19 protein-coding genes are annotated in these 18,521 nt (G+C 57.3%); 6 read left to right on the forward strand and 13 right to left on the reverse strand.

Annotated elements, in window-relative coordinates; translation table 11 throughout:
• The first annotated feature begins 173 nt into the window (after positions 1-173).
• The 3 genes from HGO38_RS22300 to HGO38_RS22310 all read left to right on the forward strand — a co-directional run bounded on the left by HGO38_RS22300 (position 174) and on the right by HGO38_RS22310 (position 4,011).
• Positions 174-641 (forward strand): tripartite tricarboxylate transporter TctB family protein, encoded by a 468-nt coding sequence (locus tag HGO38_RS22300; RefSeq protein ID WP_046802342.1) that lies wholly within the window; start codon positions 174-176, stop codon positions 639-641.
• Positions 642-654: 13 nt separating this feature from the next.
• The gene (locus HGO38_RS22305; protein WP_060720093.1) at positions 655-2,160 is read left to right on the forward strand and encodes a tripartite tricarboxylate transporter permease; all 1,506 of its coding nucleotides are present in this window, start codon (positions 655-657) and stop codon (positions 2,158-2,160) included.
• A gap of 639 nt (positions 2,161-2,799) precedes the next feature.
• Positions 2,800-4,011, forward strand: coding sequence for an acyltransferase family protein (locus tag HGO38_RS22310; RefSeq protein ID WP_081341787.1), 1,212 nt, complete (start codon positions 2,800-2,802; stop codon positions 4,009-4,011).
• Positions 4,012-4,381: 370 nt separating this feature from the next.
• Here the strand turns inward: HGO38_RS22310 and HGO38_RS22315 are convergent, their stop codons facing one another.
• The 7 genes from HGO38_RS22315 to HGO38_RS22345 all read right to left on the reverse strand — a co-directional run bounded on the left by HGO38_RS22315 (position 4,382) and on the right by HGO38_RS22345 (position 10,173).
• A complete protein-coding gene (locus HGO38_RS22315) occupies positions 4,382-5,731 on the reverse strand; it encodes an adenylate/guanylate cyclase domain-containing protein (RefSeq protein WP_070149900.1) in 1,350 nt (449 codons plus the stop codon).
• 86 nt (positions 5,732-5,817) lie between these two features.
• The gene (locus HGO38_RS22320; protein WP_070149901.1) at positions 5,818-6,102 is read right to left on the reverse strand and encodes a copper-binding protein; all 285 of its coding nucleotides are present in this window, start codon (positions 6,100-6,102) and stop codon (positions 5,818-5,820) included.
• A 21-nt stretch (positions 6,103-6,123) separates the two neighbouring features.
• Entirely contained in the window at positions 6,124-6,603 is a 480-nt protein-coding gene (locus HGO38_RS22325; RefSeq protein ID WP_070149902.1) for a cupredoxin domain-containing protein, read from the reverse strand.
• 40 nt (positions 6,604-6,643) lie between these two features.
• Entirely contained in the window at positions 6,644-7,993 is a 1,350-nt protein-coding gene (locus tag HGO38_RS22330) for a multicopper oxidase family protein (protein WP_070149903.1), read from the reverse strand.
• Positions 7,994-8,007: 14 nt separating this feature from the next.
• A complete protein-coding gene (locus HGO38_RS22335) occupies positions 8,008-9,471 on the reverse strand; it encodes a TolC family protein (RefSeq protein ID WP_070149904.1) in 1,464 nt (487 codons plus the stop codon).
• The gene (locus tag HGO38_RS22340) at positions 9,468-9,695 is read right to left on the reverse strand and encodes a hypothetical protein (protein ID WP_070149965.1); all 228 of its coding nucleotides are present in this window, start codon (positions 9,693-9,695) and stop codon (positions 9,468-9,470) included. The genes HGO38_RS22335 and HGO38_RS22340 overlap by 4 nt, the downstream gene beginning before the upstream one ends.
• 91 nt (positions 9,696-9,786) lie before the next feature.
• Positions 9,787-10,173, reverse strand: coding sequence for a hypothetical protein (locus HGO38_RS22345; RefSeq protein WP_070149966.1), 387 nt, complete (start codon positions 10,171-10,173; stop codon positions 9,787-9,789).
• Positions 10,174-10,816: 643 nt separating this feature from the next.
• Here HGO38_RS22345 and HGO38_RS22350 point away from each other — a divergent pair.
• Both HGO38_RS22350 and HGO38_RS22355 read left to right on the forward strand, forming a co-directional pair.
• On the forward strand, positions 10,817-11,245 hold the full coding sequence (locus tag HGO38_RS22350; RefSeq protein ID WP_070149905.1) for a DUF305 domain-containing protein: 429 nt from the start codon (positions 10,817-10,819) through the stop codon (positions 11,243-11,245).
• A gap of 15 nt (positions 11,246-11,260) precedes the next feature.
• A complete protein-coding gene (locus tag HGO38_RS22355; protein ID WP_081341780.1) occupies positions 11,261-11,593 on the forward strand; it encodes a four-helix bundle copper-binding protein in 333 nt (110 codons plus the stop codon).
• Between the two features lie 53 nt (positions 11,594-11,646).
• Here HGO38_RS22355 and HGO38_RS22360 read toward each other — a convergent pair whose 3' ends face one another.
• From HGO38_RS22360 to HGO38_RS22380, 5 genes are all read right to left on the reverse strand, one after another.
• Positions 11,647-12,216, reverse strand: coding sequence for a hypothetical protein (locus HGO38_RS22360; RefSeq protein WP_234624962.1), 570 nt, complete (start codon positions 12,214-12,216; stop codon positions 11,647-11,649).
• Positions 12,217-12,322: 106 nt separating this feature from the next.
• Positions 12,323-12,652, reverse strand: coding sequence for a hypothetical protein (locus tag HGO38_RS22365; RefSeq protein WP_234889410.1), 330 nt, complete (start codon positions 12,650-12,652; stop codon positions 12,323-12,325).
• The gene (locus HGO38_RS22370) at positions 12,649-12,861 is read right to left on the reverse strand and encodes a DUF2933 domain-containing protein (RefSeq protein WP_070149908.1); all 213 of its coding nucleotides are present in this window, start codon (positions 12,859-12,861) and stop codon (positions 12,649-12,651) included. The genes HGO38_RS22365 and HGO38_RS22370 overlap by 4 nt, the downstream gene beginning before the upstream one ends.
• Positions 12,858-14,984, reverse strand: coding sequence for a copper-transporting P-type ATPase (locus HGO38_RS22375; RefSeq protein WP_070149909.1), 2,127 nt, complete (start codon positions 14,982-14,984; stop codon positions 12,858-12,860). The genes HGO38_RS22370 and HGO38_RS22375 overlap by 4 nt, the downstream gene beginning before the upstream one ends.
• A gap of 202 nt (positions 14,985-15,186) precedes the next feature.
• Positions 15,187-16,671, reverse strand: a complete 1,485-nt coding sequence (locus tag HGO38_RS22380) for a multicopper oxidase family protein (protein WP_070149910.1) — start codon at positions 16,669-16,671, stop codon at positions 15,187-15,189.
• 634 nt (positions 16,672-17,305) lie between these two features.
• On the opposite strand from HGO38_RS22380, the gene HGO38_RS22385 reads away from it, so the two are divergent.
• On the forward strand, positions 17,306-17,872 hold the full coding sequence (locus tag HGO38_RS22385) for a c-type cytochrome (RefSeq protein WP_197432319.1): 567 nt from the start codon (positions 17,306-17,308) through the stop codon (positions 17,870-17,872).
• A gap of 177 nt (positions 17,873-18,049) precedes the next feature.
• Here the strand turns inward: HGO38_RS22385 and cueR are convergent, their stop codons facing one another.
• Positions 18,050-18,493, reverse strand: coding sequence for a Cu(I)-responsive transcriptional regulator (cueR, locus tag HGO38_RS22390; RefSeq protein ID WP_156629889.1), 444 nt, complete (start codon positions 18,491-18,493; stop codon positions 18,050-18,052).
• Between the last annotated feature and the right edge of the window lie 28 nt (positions 18,494-18,521).

The following is an 18,521-nucleotide window of genomic DNA, read 5'->3' on the forward strand; positions in this document are numbered from 1 at the left end:
CCGCACGGCTGATGAGCGCCGTCGAGCGCGTGACCGAAGCGGGTATCCTGACCCCTGACGTGGGTGGCACCGCCAACACCAGCCAAGTCACCGAAGCCGTATGCAACGCAATCGCAGGATCGAATATCATCTGAACGGGAGGACCGTCAGGGGACGCCAGAGGGGAGGAGACCATGGCTACACTCGAAAAGTACACCCGGAAAAACCTGATTGCCGGTGGCATCTTCATCGCCATCGCGGCCTCGTTCGCTGTGCAGGGTCTAAGATATGAGTTCGGGACCGCGACCCAGATGGGCCCGGGCTTTTTCCCGGTGGTGCTCGCTTTCGTATTGGGCGCACTAGGCGTCGTCATCGGCCTTGATGGCTTGCGCAGTGAGCCGGAGCCGACCGATGGTTCCGTGCCCTGGCGCGGGCTCGTCCTTATCTGTCTGGCACTTGCCATCTTTGCGGCCGGAGCCCGCGATCTTGGGCTCGTACCCGTCGTCCTGCTGTGCACGTTCATGACGGCACTCGCGTCTCGCCGAAACTCGCTGGTATCGGCGGCTATGATGGCCGCCGTCATCGCCACTCTTTGCTATCTGGTCTTCAAGGTCGGGCTGGCAGTTGCCATTCCGACATTCGGGCCGGTTTTCGGACTATGAGGTGCTCACCATGATGGATCTGATCTCGAATCTTGCCCTTGGCTTCGAAACGGCTCTCACGCCGATAAACATCGTCTGGTGTTTCGTTGGCGTACTGCTCGGCACGCTCGTTGGCGTATTGCCCGGCATCGGGCCGACAGCGACGATCGCGATGCTTCTGCCGATCACGTTTACATTCTCCCCGGTAACGTCCTTGATCATGCTTTCGGGCATCTACTACGGCGCCCAGTATGGGGGGTCCACAACAGCAATCCTCATCAACCTGCCGGGGGAAAGTTCTTCCGCTGTCACAGCGATCGATGGCTATCAGATGGCCCGAAAGGGTCGTGCCGGCCAAGCATTGGCAACCGCGGCGCTCGGATCCTTCTTCGCAGGCTGCGTGGCAACAATGCTGTTGGCGATCGCGGCTCCGCCGCTTGCCTCCATCGCGCTCGAATTTGGCGCGCCGGAATATTTTGCCCTGATCGTTCTCGGGCTGCTCGTTTCGATCTCACTCGCTCACGGTTCGGTCCTCAAGGCGCTGGGCATGATCGTCATCGGCTTGCTGCTTGGGACGGTGGGCCAGGACATCTATACGGGCGAGGAGCGCTTCACGTTCGGTCGCCTGGAATTGTCGCAGGGGATCAACTTTGTTTCGATTGCTGTTGGAATATTCGGGGTCTCCGAAATCTTCCGCAACCTTCAGAACGAGCACACGCGCGAAATCGGAGTGAAACACGTCACGAACCTTTGGCTGACGAGAGACGATTTCCGGCGGATTATCGGCCCTGTATTGCGGGGAACGGCGCTTGGCTCGCTTCTCGGCGTATTGCCGGGCGGCGGTCACGTATTGGCGTCCTTTGCCAGCTATTCGGTCGAGAAGAACCTGTCGAAAAATCCGGCCGAATTTGGCCATGGCGCGATCGAAGGCGTGGCGGGACCCGAAAGCGCCAACAACGCTGCGGCGCAGACGTCCTTCATTCCGCTGCTTACCCTCGGCATTCCGGCCCATCCAGTCATGGCACTCATTGTTGGCGCCTTTATCCTGCAGGGGATCACGCCGGGGCCGGACGTCATTACCAGCCAGCCGGCGCTGTTCTGGGGCATCATCGCATCGATGTGGATCGGTAACCTGTTGCTGGTGATCCTCAACCTGCCGCTGATCGGGCTGTGGGTGAAGATGCTGACCATTCCCTACCGCATGCTGTTTCCGGCCATCGTCATCTTTGCCTCGATCGGATGTTATTCCATCAACAACAACCCCTTCGACGTCTATGCAATCATCGTCTCGGGCATACTTGGCTACGTGCTGATCCGTGTGGGCTGCGAACCGGCACCCCTTCTGCTGGGATTCGTTCTGGGGCCGCTGCTCGAGGAGCATCTCCGGCGGGCGATGATCATCTCCCGCGGCGACGCGACGGTGTTCGTCACAAACCCGATCGCTGCATCGCTGCTCGGCCTGGGTCTGGTCTGCGTAATCCTGGCGCTCCTACCGTCGATACGTTCCAAGCGCGATCAGGTGTTCGTAGAGGATGACTGATGCCGGACATTTTCATGTCGGTGGGCTCCAAGGCGAGTTCTCAAGTTATGGGGTGTGGGAGCTACCTTCTTTCGCGAACGCCGAATGGTGTGATTATTTTCTATAATAAACTTTCGCCGCCCAGTTGCTGTAGCAGGCTTGCAGATCAAAGGCTTAACCGAAACAACTGGAACCGAAAGTTCGATTCCCGTCAAGGCGTTCGAAGTATCTGTGGACATCCACAGCGCGGCCTTATTTAGTTTGCCACGCGGCGCGGCATATCGGTCCCGGTTTCCGGCGTTGCCGTCGCGGCGCTAAATATAATGCGGCGATTCATTTGACCGATTTCTCTAGGGTGAACGGCTTCAACGTACCCGCTAGATGTTGATTGCCACTGGTGACTGACCTGGTCCCAGGGCCGATTACTATCGAAAATCAACAGACCAACTGCCGCGCACCACCGCGCGTGCGGCGTCAAATGCGTCCCGACCCTGCGGTCGATATCATCATTAACTCAGCACCTGAGGTACTGCATCATTGATAATTTTACGAAAAATTTAGGTTAATTGACGGTTTCCATTGTAACCTGTTCCATCGCAAGCGCAGATCGGTAAGTTGATTGGCATCAGCTTTTTCAATGAAACTGCCGGAGCGTTGCGCATGACTATGCTTGCCACCACGAATAACTCACATGCAGGCAATTTAGCTTCGCTCTCGCATAAGAGCGTCGTGGTTACGGGTACTCGGATGCTAGGCCCCGATATTCTGCGCTCGCTGGCGATCTTGCTGGTGATGCTCGTCCATTTGCCATTGAATGCCACGCCCGGAGTATTGGTGACCGTGCGCGAATATGGCTGGCTCGGCGTCGATATCTTCTTCGTACTGAGCGGCTACCTGATCGGCACGCAACTGTTCAAGGAAGTGACGCGCACGGGAGCAGTCGATTTCAAATCGTTTTACCTCCGGCGTGCCTTCCGCATCTTTCCAGCGTTCTTCGTGGTCCTTGGCCTTTATGCCCTGGTTCCGGTCCTTCGCGACAATCCGGCGATGCAGCCTCTCTGGAGGTTCGCCACCTTTACCGTCAATCTCGGGTTCGATCCGAGGGAAGGGAACGCGTTTTCTCAGGCATGGACGCTTGCTGTCGAAGAGCAGTTCTATCTCGTCCTGCCTTTGCTAGTTCTTCTCCTCTACAGACGCATCGGCACGGGACGGGTGCTTGCCCTCGCAGGGCTGCTGATGTTCGCCGGCGTCGTGCTGCGTTACACGATCTGGGATATACAGGTTGGCACCCTTGTCGCAGAGGGCCAGTTCCGCCCCGCCTTTGCGACATACCTCCGAGATGTCTACTACCCGACATATACCCGTCTCGACGGTCTGTTGTTCGGCGTAGTGCTTGCGGCCTCCCGCTTTTTCAAGCCTGAGCTTTGCAGGCAATATCTGCCGCCAAAGGTCACGATTCCCTCAGGTCTGATCTTTGTGATCGCGGCGCTCATCTGCTTCGTTGATCGTGGACCGCTTGCAGGACAAGGCATCTTTCCGGTGTTTCAGGCGCAACTCGGCGCGGTCGCGGGCTTTCCGCTGATCTCGATCGGTATTGCGCTTTTGTTCTGCGCTATGCTCGATCTTGAGCACTTTTTGAGCCGGTGGCCTGTACCGGGGGCGGCTCTCGTCGCAACGCTGTCCTACAGCCTTTACCTGACGCACAAGTCCGTCTTTCACGTCACGCGCCTTGTGCTCGGAGAGGAGAACCTGCAGGGAAGCTTCGGCTTTGTCGTCTATCTGCTTGCAAGCTTAGCCGTCGCGGCCGTTCTCTGGTTTTGCGTAGAGCGAACATTCCTGCATCTTCGGGATCGCATGCTTTCGTGGAAGTAGGCCTGCGCCGTATTAAAGACCCTGTATGTCGAGGCATTTAGTGCTATATTATAGATCTCTCATGCCTTGGGAGGGGGTCAATGTGGAGCCGCAAGATTTTGATACTTCCGTTCGCGATAGCCGCTTCTGTCATTCAGGCCCGGTCGGCAGAACGGCTGCCATTTCATGTCTCGCATTTCCAGGACGATGTTACCGTCAATCTGACAGTAACATCGCTGCAAACATCACCCGTCCAGGACTACGACTTCGATGTGACCATCGGCCTAACGGAATTCGATAGCGCGGGTTCGATCAGGTACATCGACCAGGGAAGCCACGACGTCCGCGTAAAATGTGACGGCGCGGGCAAGGTCTTCGTCGGTGGGGCGGTTTACGTTCCAACGAGGGGTGTCGCCGGAAGTGACTGGAAAGAAGACCTGTGGAAATCGGTCTGCACCTCCCCGGTTTCATAGCTGACAGGCGATGCAAGATTTGCAGCGCGACGGATATAGGCAATGTTGACCGACGCCCTCCTGCCGGAAATACTGACGCCATTGGTGTACACCCAATCATTGGCCCCAAACATACCCGGGACTTCTTCGATTATGCGGTCCGAGACTACGAGTGGCGATTTCAAAAGGCTGGCTAGAGCCTCCAGGCGTTGAGCGACATTGACGGCGTCCCCGATCACGGTGAACTCGTCGTGGAAGCCGCTTTCAATGACTCCGCCGAGAACGGTACCATAATGAAGGCCGATCCCCGCGTTCAGACAGGGGCCGCCCCTGCCAATGTTGTCGTTGCGCCACTCGTCGAGTGCAGCAGTCAAAGACAACGCGCAGGCTAATGCCCGCCGAGCATCGTCCGCCTTGGGCTTCGGCTGCCCGAACACCGCCATCACGCCATCGCCGATGAACTTGTCAACCGTTCCGCCATAGGCGAACACCGTGCCGGCGACGATGTGCCGATACTCACCGAGGACACGGGCAAGCTCGCGTGCGGAAGCCGTTTCCGCATATGACGTGAAGTCGCGGATATCGATAAACATGATCGCCGCGTCCCGCCGCTCTAGGTCAAGGTTGGCACTGGCAGTCTGAAGATCGGCGACGACTGTTGGCGAGAAGAAGCGTGACAGGTTCATGCGCTTTTCCTCGATCCTTAACGCCTGCCTGATGGTGCGTTCGTGATCGCGCGCCAACAGATACACAGCCATCGCAGTGAAGGCGAAACTCATGGTCAGGCCGAGGTCCTGATTGAAGAAGTTGGCCAGTAGTGTTCCGGGCGAGCTGGCGTGATGACGGAACGCCATGAGGGCAAGCATAAGCACCCATGCCAAGACCACGATCGTCGAAAACAAAACGATTAGCCTGCGCTCCAGCTTCAAGGCTACGTGGTTCAGAAGGATGAACGAGACGACCAAGCTCGACGTCGTAAGGGCATGGTCTTCCGTGATCGGACTAGCCAGAATGTGCTCATAAAGGATCATCACGACCAAGGCCGCATCGAGCGCGACGAACAGTGAACCGAGGTGTTTCTGTGTTGGGAAATAGACAGCCACCGCGACGGATGCCACGCTAACGATCAAATAGACCGAGCTGACGATGGCATGGGTCGTAAAACTGGCGAGACCGTCTCCAAACAGGAGGTTGGCGAACAGGATCGAAAGGACAACGAACCGTAGCGAGGCCGATCGTAGTTCCCGGGTGGAAGCACTATTGCTGAACGGCGATGATTTCTGATCCATTGATCCAGGTCTGTACGATCAGCATATGCCGATCTAAAAAGTTGAGGTCGGAAGGGCCGGGCCTTGGGAGGCCAGGCCCGGTCCCGTTACTTGACGTCCGTAACCGTGATTTTGCCCTCGACGCGCTCGGCGACGAACTCAATGTTGGCGCCTTCCTTCAGTTTTTCGAGCATGGCGTCGTCTTTGACGCGGAACACCATGGTCATGGCGGGCATCTCGAGGGATTTGAGCTCCTCGTGGATAATTGTGACTTTCTTCGCTTTGGCGTCGACCTTCTTGACGGTACCCTTGGTGAATTCCGCCGCGAAAGCGCCGGAAGAAAGGGCTACCGCGAGAAGGGCTGTCGAGGCGAATTTGATGATGGATTTCATGTCAGGTCTCCTTGCGTCGAATTATTTCTTGGCCACGGTAACGTCGCCGTGCATTCCGGCGTCGTAGTGGCCGGGAACAAGGCAGGCGATCTTGAAGGTGCCGTCATTGGTGAACTTCCAGATGATCTCGCCGGACTTTCCCGCAGCCAGACGGATCGCGTTCGGATCGTCGTGTTCCATTTCCGGGAATTTCTCCATGACAGCCTTGTGCTCCATAACCTTGTCTTCTTGGTCGAGGACAAACTCGTGATCCAACTCGCCCGCGTTCTTGATCGCGAACACGACCGTCTGGCCCTTACGGACCTTGAAGGTGTTTGGCGTGAAGATCATCTTGCCGTCGTCCGTTTCCTTCATGGAGACCCGGATGGTCTGTGTGGCCTCCGCCTTCTTGCCAGGCTCGCCGACCGCCATGGCAGCGTCATGGCCGCCTTCGTGTGTGCCGGAGGCGAGGACGGGTGTGGCTAGCGCCGCGAGAAATAGTGCGATCATTGCAATTTTCATGATGTATTCCTTTGGTGGTTGGATTGGATCGAGCTGAAGATCAGCCGTGCTTCATGGGCTTGGGCGTGATCTGGGTCTTTGCGTCCTTGGCCTTGGTCGTGTCGGGCAACTCGCCCGTCCACTCCCAGGCTTGCGTTCCGGGTGGGTTTTCGTACCAGCCAGGGTCGGTGTAATCGTCCGCCGCGATGCCCTCGCGAACCTTGACCACGGAGAACATGCCGCCCATCTCGATGGGACCGTGCGGACCCCATCCGGTCATCATCGGAACGGTGTTCTCCGGAATTTCCATTTCCATCTCGCCCATGTCCGCCATACCGGCGGTTCCCATGGGCATGTATTCGGGCTGGATTTTCCTGATCTTCTCGGTGACGGATTTCTTGTCGACGCCAATGAAGGTGGGCACGTCATGGCCCATTGCGTTCATCGTGTGGTGCGACTTGTGGCAATGGATCGCCCAGTCGCCCGGATACTTGGCATCGAACTCGTAGGCACGCATGGCGCCGACGGGGATGTCGATGCTGACCTCCGGCCAGCGGGCTTCTGGTCGCACCCAGCCCCCATCGGTACAGGTCACCTCAAAGTCATAGCCGTGCATGTGGATCGGATGGTTGGTCATCGTCAGATTGCCGACACGGACGCGCACCCTGTCGTCCTTTGACACGACCAGCGGACTGATGCCGGGAAAGATGCGGCTGTTCCAGGCCCAGAGATTGAAGTCCGTCATCTCCATGACGCGCGGAACATAGGTGCCCGGATCGATGTCGTAACCGCTGAGTAGAAACACGAAGTCCCGGTCGACGGGCATGAACTTCTCGTCCTTCGGGTGGATGACGAAGAAACCCATCATGCCCATCGCCATCTGCACCATCTCGTCGGAATGCGGGTGGTACATGAAGGTGCCGGACTTCACGAGATCGAACTCATAGACGAAGGTCTTGCCGACCGGGATGTGCGGTTGCGACAGTCCGCCGACGCCGTCCATGCCCGACGGCAGGATCATGCCGTGCCAGTGGATGGTCGTATGTTCCGGCAGCTTGTTGGTCACGAAGATGCGAACACGGTCACCCTCGACCGCCTCGATCGTCGGACCTGGGGACTGGCCATTGTATCCCCAGAGATGGGCTGTCATGCCCTCGGCCATCTCACGCTCGACGGGCTCCGCCACAAGGTGGAACTCCTTGACGCCGTTGTTCATGCGATGGGGCAGGGTCCAGCCGTTGAGAGTGACGACTGGGGTGTAGTCCGGCCCAGACGAAGGACGAACTGGGGTCTGTGTTTCGGCAGTTTCCATGATGGCAGCCTCAGGCAGGCCCATGTTGGAGGTCTTCGCCCAGGCGGCAGTCGAAACGAGGGCTGCGCCTGCGCCGAGCATCTGTCTTCTGTTGAACATTCTCTTGTCCTTTCTCAGTGACCGCCGCCGCCGCTTTCGGCAGCCGCTGCGACTTCCGTTTCACCACTGGCCGAACCCGCGCCGCCGCCGTAGATGGCAGGCGCGAGATTGGCTTCGGCCAACCAGAAATCGCGTTTTGCATTGACGGCGAGGAGGATCGAATTGACCTTCTCCCGGCTGTCGGCGAGCAATTCGAATGTGTTGGTGATCATGCCATTATATGTGAGGAGAGACTCTTCCTCGATCTTGGCGCGCAGCGGCACCACGCTGTTGCGATAGTGCCGTGCGATGTCGTAGTTCGCGCGGTAGGCTTGATAGGCGGAGCGAGCTTCCGAACGGACGTTAACCGCCTTTTCCGCGAGAACGTTTGCCGCCCGCATGTAGGCCAGTTCCGATTTCCGCATCCGGGCCTTGCCGCTGTCGAAGATCGGGATCACGAATTCCAGCTCTACATTTCCGGTCGTCTGCTTGTGCTTCTCGCCATCCTCGAGTTCTCGCTCGGTCTCGAAGCCGGAGAGAATTTCGAGATCGGTGACGTAGCGCGTGGCTTCCGTCAGCTTGTAGGACTTGGCTGTCGTCGCGAGGTCGAGCTTCGCTATCTGGAGGTCGACCCGACGCTCAAGCGCTTCTGCTTCGATCAGATCGCGCTTGACCAGACTCTTGGGAAGCTGAGGCAGACGGTTCGGAATCTGATAGTCTATGTCCGATCCCCAAAGTCCCATGAGCCGCGTGAGTTCTTCTTTCGCGAGACGGGCTTCAAGCCGTGCCTTGGCGGTCTGTCCGGTGAGTTCGGCGTAGAAGACGTGCTCGCGAGCCTGTCCGCCCTTGGTGAGAGAGCCAGCTTCGCCGATTTTCTGTGCGAGTTCCGAAGCCGCATCTGCGGCCGCCTGCGCCTGGTTGAGCTGGGCTACCGTTTCCCATGAGGCGACGGCGGTGATCCATGCGCGACGCGTGTCGGCGGCGAGCTGTAAGGTCCGCAGGGCCGCATTGAGCTGCGCCTTTCGGAACCCACCGTCGGCGATCTCGACGTTCCGCTTCTGGGTAGCGAGCGCGAGGATGTTGGTGGCGATCACACCTTCGATTGCCTTGTAAGCTTCGAGGCCGGGCGTACCGATTCCCGTCAGACCGATGCCAACGGTCGGGTTCACAAGCATGGTTGACTGCCAGGCATCCGCCGAAGAGTCTCCAAGATCGGCGTAGGCCGCCTGCAGGCCCTTGTTGTTCAGAAGCGCGACCTGAACTGCCGTTTCGACGTCCACGGTCTTTCTCGCCAGCAAGGTTTTCACCCGGCCCGAGACAACCTGAGCGTCTTGGCGGTTCTGCACCCAGACGGTGTCTTTTCCGGTCGCCTCGGCTGTCTTGTTCGCAACATTGGAAAACCCGGCCGTCGCCGCGGAGTATTCCGCAGAGGATACGCATCCTCCGAGAACGAGAGGAAGTGCGACAGTCACGGCACATTTGAGAGTGAAAAAGCTCATGACGCCCCTCCGTCCGGAGCTTGCGCGTCATTCTGGTTCCGCCACGGTTTGGGATCGACCGGGACGCGGTGCGTATAGCCCGCAACGGGATTATGATAGTGAATTGGACGAACGTCGACCGCTAGGTCGGCGATGTCGCCCGAAGCAATGACTTCAGGAGGCAACGTGGCAGCACATCCGCTTGCGAAGAGCGGCAAGGCAGCCACCAGAATTTTGAGGTTCATGGTGTAATCCGAATAGGAGATGTCATCGGCGGAACGAGCCAATCATGCTCGTTGACGCACGTTCAGACCCGCAGGGACGGGTTGATCCTATTCAGATATTCGGTGGACGATGGAGGGTCGGGATTTCACCGAACGAGCGCTGATCGTCAATGAGTCTGTGGATCGACGCAACCACGGGGCCGTCTAAAGTGTCCGTAGTTGCGACAATTGCGAAACTTATGCAAAAGTCGTTGCAACAGTTTTGCTTTCCGACTTTCGACTCTGCGTCGTCCGCAGAAACACTAGCATGGTGATCGTGTTCGCCGATTTGAGCGTCGGCGTGCTCCATGGTGTCCGACACTACTGTCGTACCATTGAGCGCCCCGCCGTGCATGGCGGCTGTAGCAGTGGACAGCGAGTACCCTGCCAGTGACACAACAATCACCAGTCTGATCAGAATCAGCAATTTCTTGCATGTGATTCGATACATCGCGCCCATCATTCAACAGCTACCTTCAGCGCAGCCAAATTTCAATAAAAGAAATATGTCAGGAGATTCACGTCGTTTATGTGGCGACGAGTTTTTCCATTATTTGACTTTAAAGGTTCCAACGCTTGTAAGGTCAAGGGCCGCAGCCGATTGCTCCGACATTAAATCTGGATATCTGGCCGTTCCCCGATGGGCTAAGGCGGAACCGTTTCAGAGTTCAGGTGTTACACAGGGTGATTCACCGGGCACCAGTGGCGATCACGCTCGCAAGCCGAGGGAAACATGTCGATGTGCGTTCGCAACATAACAGACCTAACGTGTCGAGTTCTTGCGATACTTTTCATCCTGTCCAATATCCACGGGATGGCGGTGGCGGCGCATGCATCTGACGATCACTGCCCCTCAGTTTCTTCCTCGTCGTCTAATCGCTATTCTGACGGTGCCATAGGACGCGCTTGCTGTTCCAACCTGACCTGCTGTCCCATCGTAACGTTGGGCGACGTGTTTGTCGCTCCCGATAGACGAAGGGTTGCGGTGTCCGTTGCTGTCGAACAACCAGTAATATCCCTCTCTCTGCAACCGGACTATCCCCCTCCAAAGCTCCTGGACTGAGTGACGATTTACGAAAACGAAGCCAATAAGGAGAACTGAAATGAATACTCTCGTACGAGTCTCGCTCGCTGCCGCGGGTGCCTTGTCATTGCTCGCCACTGTGCCAGCCGCCTCTTTCGCACAGATGGCATACCCAGAAAAATGTAAGTCCGAGATGGACATGTCAAAGATGGATATGATGTCCGGTGACATGGGCATGGGCGAAATGATGACTGACTATCAGAAGGCATCGATGGAAGGCATGAAGTCTATGCACATGAACATGATGCAGGGCATGATGAAGAAGGACGCAGACGTTGCCTTTGTCTGCGGGATGATCGCCCATCACATGGGTGCGATCAGCATGTCCGAGGTGGAGCTGAAATATGGCGACAACGAATGGGCTAAAAAGGCGGCTCAGAAGATCATTGATACCCAGACCAAGGAAATCGCAGAGATGACTGAGTGGCTCGACAAGGAAGCGAAGTAGGAAGGGAGAACGAACATGCATCACCTTTCAGACGAAATGAAAGCCTGCATCGACAATTGTCTCGCCTGCTACCGCGAGTGCTTATCGATGGCCATGGGGCACTGCCTGGAAATGGGCGGCGAACATACCGAGCCGAAGCATTTCAGGCTCATGATGGCCTGCGCGGAAATCTGCCGGACCTCGGCTCATTTCATGCTCCTCGATTCCGAGCATCACAAGCACGTCTGCCGCGAGTGCGCCGAAATCTGCACACAGTGTGCCGAAGATTGTGAGCGCGTCGGAGACATGGATTCGTGTGTGGCGGCTTGCCGTCATTGTGCGGAGAGCTGTTCAGAAATGGCGGCTTGAAACGTTGGGGGAGAGCACTCTCATCCGTGCTCTCCCCCAAACACGGAGTTTCATCAGGCCTTTGCCCCTTCCAACCAGTAGGCGATCAAACTCGCGGCCCAAATGGCAAAGAGACCTAGCAGTGCCCACCTGAAGTCGGAGTTGATCGCGAAATTGACGGCTGTCATCGTTCCAATCGAAACCGCGCCTCCAAGGATGGCACCGGACACTGCTATGGGCTCCCGCGAGCAGAAGGCCGTAGCGGCCAGTGTGATCATAAGAATACCCGTCGCCATCGCGAAGCCTCCGAGGACCGCAAAGACACGGCCGAGCCAATCTCTCAAGTTCGGCCCGAGTACCGTAAGATCCCCTTCGGTCAACTGCATGTAACGCACGTCTTCGGGCAGCAGTGGTGGGCGAAAGAGAACAAAATATATACCGATGCCGACGACGATCACCCCTGTCGTCGTCAGAAGCAGTGCTGAAGTTGTCCACTTACGTCTATCGAGCATCGTCTTATCCTCAGAGCGGGCCGCTCTTTTTGATACGTCCATCGCCATCGCGACTGACGCCGGGTCAGTCAGGTCCGAGTTTGGTCGAAAAATGCTGCCTTTGCAGCCGCCGCCATCCGCTTGACGCACCATCTTGCGTAGCTTCCACCCAGTAAGGTCCCTGCGATCCGGCCAACCACGGAACTTGGGTAGTTGTAATCGATAAACACGTGGAGACGGCAGAGACGCCCGCTATCCTCTATTTGGAAGGGCATCCGGTAACTTCCCACACGAGAAGGCGCGGCTCTCCGACCGTTTCCCATGCTTTTAGAAACGGTCGTTGCCGCTGAATGACGACTTCGTCTACGTACAGCTTCAAACCAGCTACTTTTCCGGTCATCTTGATCACGGAACCAATGCTTCGCCCGCGAGCTTCGTCGAAGTCATATGCCATGCTTCCCCACAGCATCATTATCGACGATCTCTGCATTCGCCTGCCGGGTTTTGCCTGCTCGTCCATGTAGTCAAATAGACGTTCTGCCGACGTCGTCACCTCGACATCTGCCTGTGCGGAGTGTGGGTAGATCAACGTGTTTCGTCCTTACCCAGGCGGTCCTCGCCGTGACCACCATGGCCATGACCACCGTGGCCATGAAAAAGATGCAGGACGGGGCAAGCTAACAGGAGAAAGTAGGGCGCGAGACCAAATGCATGCGCCCAGTGCTCGCGCAAGAGGAAGAAGGCGAAGATGACGCCCATCGACGCAGCAATCAGCGTCCATTTGCGATCCCATTTCATATCCGGACGCTCCTCAATCTGAGGGCGTTGCCAATGACGCTTACCGACGAAAGCGCCATCGCGGCCGCAGCGATGATCGGAGACAGCAAAAGTCCGAACGTGGGGTAGAGCGCTCCAGCGGCGATTGGGACGCCAGCCGCATTATAAATGAAGGCGAAGAACAGGTTCTGCCGGATATTGTTCATTGTTGCATGACTCAGTTGGCGAGCCCGCACAATCCCTTGCAGATCGCCTTTGAGCAGAGTGACGCCTGCACTCTCAATCGCGACATCCGTGCCGGTTCCCATAGCAATTCCGACATCTGCGGCAGCCAGGGCAGGGGCGTCGTTCACTCCATCCCCAGCCATAGCGACGATCCGGCCTTCTTCCCGCAAACGCTTGACGATCTTGCTCTTGTCTTCCGGCAGGATTTCGGCTTCGACCTCGGTGATCCCGAGCTTTCGGGCAACTGCGTCGGCCGTTGTCTTGTTGTCGCCGGTCAGCATGACGACCCGGACCCCTGCCTTCAGTAAGGCTTGAACTGCATCAGGTGTCGTCGTTTTGATTGGGTCGGAGATCGCCAACAGGCCTGCCACATCGCCGTCTACCGCGACGAAGATGACAGTTGCGCCTTCTCCTCTCAGCGCCTCCGCCTGGCTGGTGAGAGAGGAGACATCGATATGCGCGTCCTCCATAATGCGGTGGCTGCCGATAATGAGCTTTCGTCCATCGACACTGCCCGTGACCCCTTTGCCAACCGGGCTATCGAAACCTTCCGCAACGCCGAGAACCAGCTCCCGTTCTGTCGCCGCGTTGACAATGGCAGTTGCCAGTGGATGCTCGCTCGCCCGTTCCAGTGTTGCCGCAAGGCGCAGCAGTTCGGTTTCCGTGAACCCGTTTATCGCGGACATCGACGTTACCTTGGGTTTGCCCTCGGTCAGGGTTCCGGTCTTGTCGACGACCAATGTGTCGATTTTCTCGAAACGCTCCAGGGCTTCGGCATTCTTGATCAAGACACCAAGACCTGCACCCCGGCCAACGCCCACCATGATCGACATTGGGGTCGCAAGGCCCAGCGCGCAGGGGCATGCGATGATGAGCACTGCGACTGCGGCTACAAGGCCGTGGGCGAAGCGCGGTTCTGGTCCCCATATCATCCACGCTACGAATGCCACGATGGCAATCCCGATCACCACGGGGACGAACCAACCGGAAACTTCGTCGGCCAGGCGCTGGATGGGCGCTCGCGAGCGCTGGGCGTCCGCAACCATGCGAACGATCTGCGACAGCATGGTATCCCGGCCGACTTTTCCAGCTTCCATGACGAAGCCACCAGTTTGGTTCATCGTGCCGCCTATCAGCTTTGCACCGACCTCTTTGGTGACGGGCATCGATTCACCGGTGATCATCGATTCATCAACCGAACTGCGACCTTCGATAAGGCTGCCATCGACGGGGACCTTTTCACCTGGGCGAACCCGAAGCCAATCCCCCACGACCACCATTTCCAGGTCAATGTCCTCGTCAACCCCATCGCGGACGCGGCGTGCCGTCTTCGGGGCAAGATCAAGAAGTGCGCGAATGGCACCACCGGTCTGTTCCCGGGCTTGTAACTCCAGCACCTGTCCAAGCAGTACCAGGACAGTGATGACGGCTGCGGCCTCGAAATAGATGGCGACCGAACCGTCGGCGGAGCGGAACGTGGCGGGAAACAGACCAGGTGCAAGGGTTGCAACAACGCTGTAAATCCACGCGACCCCCGTCCCCATTGCGATCAGTGTAAACATGTTCAGGCGCATAGTGACGAGCGACTTCCATGCTCGCTCGAAAAATGGAAAGCCTGCCCATAGGACGACAGGTGTAGCAAGCACCAGCTGAATCCAATTCGAAGTCTGGGCACCAAGCACCATGTGAAGATTGGTGAGGTGGCCACCCATTTCCAGCATGAGCACAGGCACGGACAGAACGAGCCCGATCCAGAAACGGCGTCTCATGTCGAGATATTCGGCGCTGGGTCCGGTTTCTACTGTGACCACTTCCGGTTCCAGCGTCATCCCGCAGATTGGGCAGTTCCCAGGCCCTATTTGCCTTACCTGCGGATGCATTGGGCAAGTGTAAATCACGCCTTCGGTTTGTGTAGTCATCGAACTTGCAGCACCATTCCCCGCCGCGTGACCTTCAGTTGCATGATGTTGATGATGATCTTTGTGTTCATCCATTTGGAAAAAACTCCTTGGGTACGTCTCTATCGGGAAGCATAAGTTGCCCTGGCTAGTCCAAGACGTCGTGAGGAGCGCGACGCGGCTTAGACTCTGCGCAGCGACGCTCGACTTCGACGGCAAATGCTTAGCTTCCGTCCCTATAGGCGACGAACGACATCATTCCGGATGCCATGTGGTAGAGGTGATGGCAGTGGAGGGGCCAACGGCCGGGATTGTTCGCATCAAAGGCTGTGACTACACTTCCCATCGGCGGAACCAGAACGGTGTCCCGCACCGCGCCCTGAATCGTGTTGCCGTTGATACCGATTACCTGGAAATGATGACCGTGCAGATGCATCGGATGCGCCATCATTGACATGTTCTGCATGGCAACCTCGACCCGGTCGCCGTGCCTCACACTGAGGCCATCGCCTCCGTCGATTTGCCAGGTGTAGCCCGCCATGTCGCCAGTCAGGGTGAGAGCGAAACGATGATCTGCGGGACGCGTTGGAAGAGCCTCGACGGCCCTCAGCCGCTGTTCAAGTTCCAGCCCGAGAACAGGTCCATTTGCCGGACCACGCGAAGCAATCTTGGCAATGTCAGCCCCAGGCGAGGCGAGGATGACCCCAGTCCGCTCCAGTGATCCTTCACGTAAGGCGAGAATAGGATGGACTCCCCCGGTTTTTGGAAGCTCCAGCCGTATATCCAGGCGCTGGCCCATTGAAATCGGAAACTGATTTCCCGAAATCGGGTGGACCAACAGTCCGTCTACCGCAACAAGACGCCCTGCAAGGGCCCCAGTGTCGATGGTGAACGCCGTCGCCGTCGCGCCGTTGATGATGCGTAGACGGACCAGACCGCCTTTCTCCGTCGAAACCACCTGTGGGTCGTCGAGCGTGCGATCATTGGCGAGATACGCATCGTACTCGATGTCGTTCAGGTCCATGGCTGCCATTCCTGGCATCGCCATACCGGACATATGTCCTCCGTGCATCCCGGCTGCCATGCCCTGCATCATAGCACCATGGTTCATGGCCAGGCCGCCCTTGGAGCGGGAGCCTTTAAGCCTGGCGAGCAATTCTTCGGCGGGTGTGAACGAAAAGTCATGCAGGAGAATGACGACTTCTTGCTCATCACGCCTCGCGTCATCGGCAGTCCTGACAATTAACGGGGCGGCCAGCAAGTTTTGCTCCTGAAGCGTGTGCGCATGCATCCAGTGTGTCCCCCCGGCACCGACGGGAAACGTATAGCGGCGGGCTTCGGCTGGACTTAAAAGTGCAGACGGATTGTCCGGCACGCCGTCCATTTCCCACGGGGGCGTCAGACCGTGCCAATGGATGAGCGTGGGATCGTCGATATTATTGGTAAGGGTGACGTCGAATTGACTATTTGCTTCCAACGTGATGCCCGCTGTGCCGTCAGGTTGAACGAGCCCAAAAACGCTAGCGGCCTTCCCATTCACTTCGATTACCCGCTTCCCAATGGAAAGCGAACGGGTTCCGATTTCCGCCAGCGGTTGCAGTGTACTGGTTGTCACCTGCGGCCGGCCGCTCGTGGGAAACAATGTGGAAGCCGAACCAGCGACCGCTACACCCGTCAGTAGTCTTCCTAAGAATTCACGACGATTCATCTCTTTGCCTCATTTTCTCGTGTCGGCCTTGCCGACGAAACGGCGCCGCGTGGAGATCACGGGCACCGACGATCATCCGCCATGGGGCGGGGAGCGATCAAACAAGGGATCGAGGAGGCGTGAAAGGGGGGCGACAGGTGGAGCCAATGAAGGACGCCTGCGGATCAAGGTATTGCTGAGAGCCGGAATCCAGGTGAAGAACGACAGGGTTCCAAACCGGAAGAATGACGTTGCACAGGCTGCATACGCTTTTGCAGCAAGCCTTCTGCTCGACAGGGTGGTGATCACCTTGTCCAGCTACGTCGCGTTTGGATGTTTCGATATGTTCAACTGGGGATAAGTCGTTATTGCAAAGAGTGGGAGCGGCCTCGGCCATCGGCGCGACGAGGAACATAATTGCGACCAAAACGGCCAGCAATTGTCTCGCGCATCTTCGAATGGTTTGGTTTGCGGCGAACATGTTTTCGCTGGGACCCAATTGTCATATTCAAGCACGATACCATGCCGTTGCAGGAGTTGCGTTGATCTTGATCAAACGCGAGGAGGTTTCGAGCCCCGAAGGTCGAGCCTCCATATGCTCGGATGGTCAAAACTGGGAGGAAGAGCCTCCGGGAAAAGGGAGTGTAGCATGGGGATGAATGCGAGCGCGACGAAACTGGCCACTCTTGTGCTTCCAATAGTCGTTTTCGCCACGGCCGTCTCCGTAGCAACCGCTCAAACCGCCGCGCCCGGCAACGTAGTCAAAAGACAGGACGGCATGAAGGCGATGGCAAACGCCGCCAAGATCATCAACTCGATGTTCAAGGACACGTCACCCTACGACGCGAAAGCGTTCAAAGCGGCCGCCGAGACTATTCGGGCTCACTCGGGAGATAGCCTGTCGGCGTTGTTCGACGGTTCCGCCAACACGGCTGGCTCGAAAGCCAGCGCAAGCATCGAAACCGACCGTCAACAGTTCGACAAGTTGGCTGACGATCTTGGCATCTACGCGTCCGCGCTGTCTATCGCAGCTGACCGAAATCCCGACACGCTTGGCCCAGGAACGCGGATGAAGGGGGGCGAGGCCATGATGGGCGGACCCCTGGCAAAGAAGATGGATGCCGCACGAGAAGCGGAATCAATGCCCGCCGAACATGCCTTTCACCTGATGCTTCAAACATGCACCTCTTGCCACGCGAAGTTCCGGATCGAGGGGAAGTAGCGAAATCCCAATGGATGCCTCCAAGTGTGATCGGGTCGAGGCTGTTGGCTTTGGAATTTCGTTCAACTGCCACCCGTTCTCCAGGTATCCCGAGCGACCGGGCGGCTGGGTTCTTTTTTTACGGTGTTTGCAACAGCTTTCGTCAGAAGTGGAGATGAAGGCAGGAAGGATAAGCCCTCACTTCATAGCGTTAACCCCAAACCGGGCATTGATTTCCGGGGTGTCCTTTTCCGTCGCGTTCGCAATCTCTTCAATGATCGGGCAATCCGGTCTATCGTTGCCTTGGCAATGGTTCGCCAGGTGCTTCAGGGTCTTGGTCATGGCTTGTATTGCAGCCGCCTTGCGTTCCAGTTCGGCGATATGCTCAAGAGCAATCGCCTTGACGTCCGCACTCGCTCTGGATCGGTCACGCCATAAGGCCAGAAGCGTTTTCATCTGCTCCACTGAAAAACCGAGGTCCCGGGCTCCTCGGACAAACCGCAATGTATGAATGTCGTTGTCGCTGTAAGTGCGATAGCTCGCCTCCGTCCGGTGTGCGGGGCTTATCAGCTTGATCTGCTCATAATAGCGGATCATTTTAGTCGAAACGCCGCTCGCTTTTGAGGCTTGTCCGATATTCATTTTGATATCCTTCCAGGAGTGGACGGGC

Source organism: Rhizobium sp. CG5 (assembly GCF_023701945.1).
Lineage (GTDB): Bacteria > Pseudomonadota > Alphaproteobacteria > Rhizobiales > Rhizobiaceae > Allorhizobium.

Excerpts from the sequence above, each read along its gene's own strand:
- HGO38_RS22380 (WP_070149910.1), bottom strand. The coding sequence starts at position 16,671 with ATGAATCGTCGTGAATTCTTAGGAAGACTACTGACGGGTGTAGCGGTC.
- HGO38_RS22320 (WP_070149901.1), bottom strand. The coding sequence starts at position 6,102 with ATGAAATCCATCATCAAATTCGCCTCGACAGCCCTTCTCGCGGTAGCC.
- HGO38_RS22310 (WP_081341787.1), top strand. The coding sequence starts at position 2,800 with ATGACTATGCTTGCCACCACGAATAACTCACATGCAGGCAATTTAGCT.
- cueR (WP_156629889.1), bottom strand. The coding sequence starts at position 18,493 with ATGAATATCGGACAAGCCTCAAAAGCGAGCGGCGTTTCGACTAAAATG.
- HGO38_RS22340 (WP_070149965.1), bottom strand. The coding sequence starts at position 9,695 with ATGAACCTCAAAATTCTGGTGGCTGCCTTGCCGCTCTTCGCAAGCGGA.
- HGO38_RS22370 (WP_070149908.1), bottom strand. The coding sequence starts at position 12,861 with ATGAAATGGGATCGCAAATGGACGCTGATTGCTGCGTCGATGGGCGTC.
- HGO38_RS22385 (WP_197432319.1), top strand. The coding sequence starts at position 17,306 with ATGAATGCGAGCGCGACGAAACTGGCCACTCTTGTGCTTCCAATAGTC.
- HGO38_RS22325 (WP_070149902.1), bottom strand. The coding sequence starts at position 6,603 with ATGAAAATTGCAATGATCGCACTATTTCTCGCGGCGCTAGCCACACCC.
- HGO38_RS22330 (WP_070149903.1), bottom strand. The coding sequence starts at position 7,993 with ATGTTCAACAGAAGACAGATGCTCGGCGCAGGCGCAGCCCTCGTTTCG.
- HGO38_RS22335 (WP_070149904.1), bottom strand. The coding sequence starts at position 9,471 with ATGAGCTTTTTCACTCTCAAATGTGCCGTGACTGTCGCACTTCCTCTC.
- HGO38_RS22350 (WP_070149905.1), top strand. The coding sequence starts at position 10,817 with ATGAATACTCTCGTACGAGTCTCGCTCGCTGCCGCGGGTGCCTTGTCA.
- HGO38_RS22375 (WP_070149909.1), bottom strand. The coding sequence starts at position 14,984 with ATGACTACACAAACCGAAGGCGTGATTTACACTTGCCCAATGCATCCG.
- HGO38_RS22300 (WP_046802342.1), top strand. The coding sequence starts at position 174 with ATGGCTACACTCGAAAAGTACACCCGGAAAAACCTGATTGCCGGTGGC.
- HGO38_RS22345 (WP_070149966.1), bottom strand. The coding sequence starts at position 10,173 with ATGGGCGCGATGTATCGAATCACATGCAAGAAATTGCTGATTCTGATC.
- HGO38_RS22360 (WP_234624962.1), bottom strand. The coding sequence starts at position 12,216 with ATGGTGCGTCAAGCGGATGGCGGCGGCTGCAAAGGCAGCATTTTTCGA.
- HGO38_RS22355 (WP_081341780.1), top strand. The coding sequence starts at position 11,261 with ATGCATCACCTTTCAGACGAAATGAAAGCCTGCATCGACAATTGTCTC.
- HGO38_RS22315 (WP_070149900.1), bottom strand. The coding sequence starts at position 5,731 with ATGGATCAGAAATCATCGCCGTTCAGCAATAGTGCTTCCACCCGGGAA.
- HGO38_RS22305 (WP_060720093.1), top strand. The coding sequence starts at position 655 with ATGGATCTGATCTCGAATCTTGCCCTTGGCTTCGAAACGGCTCTCACG.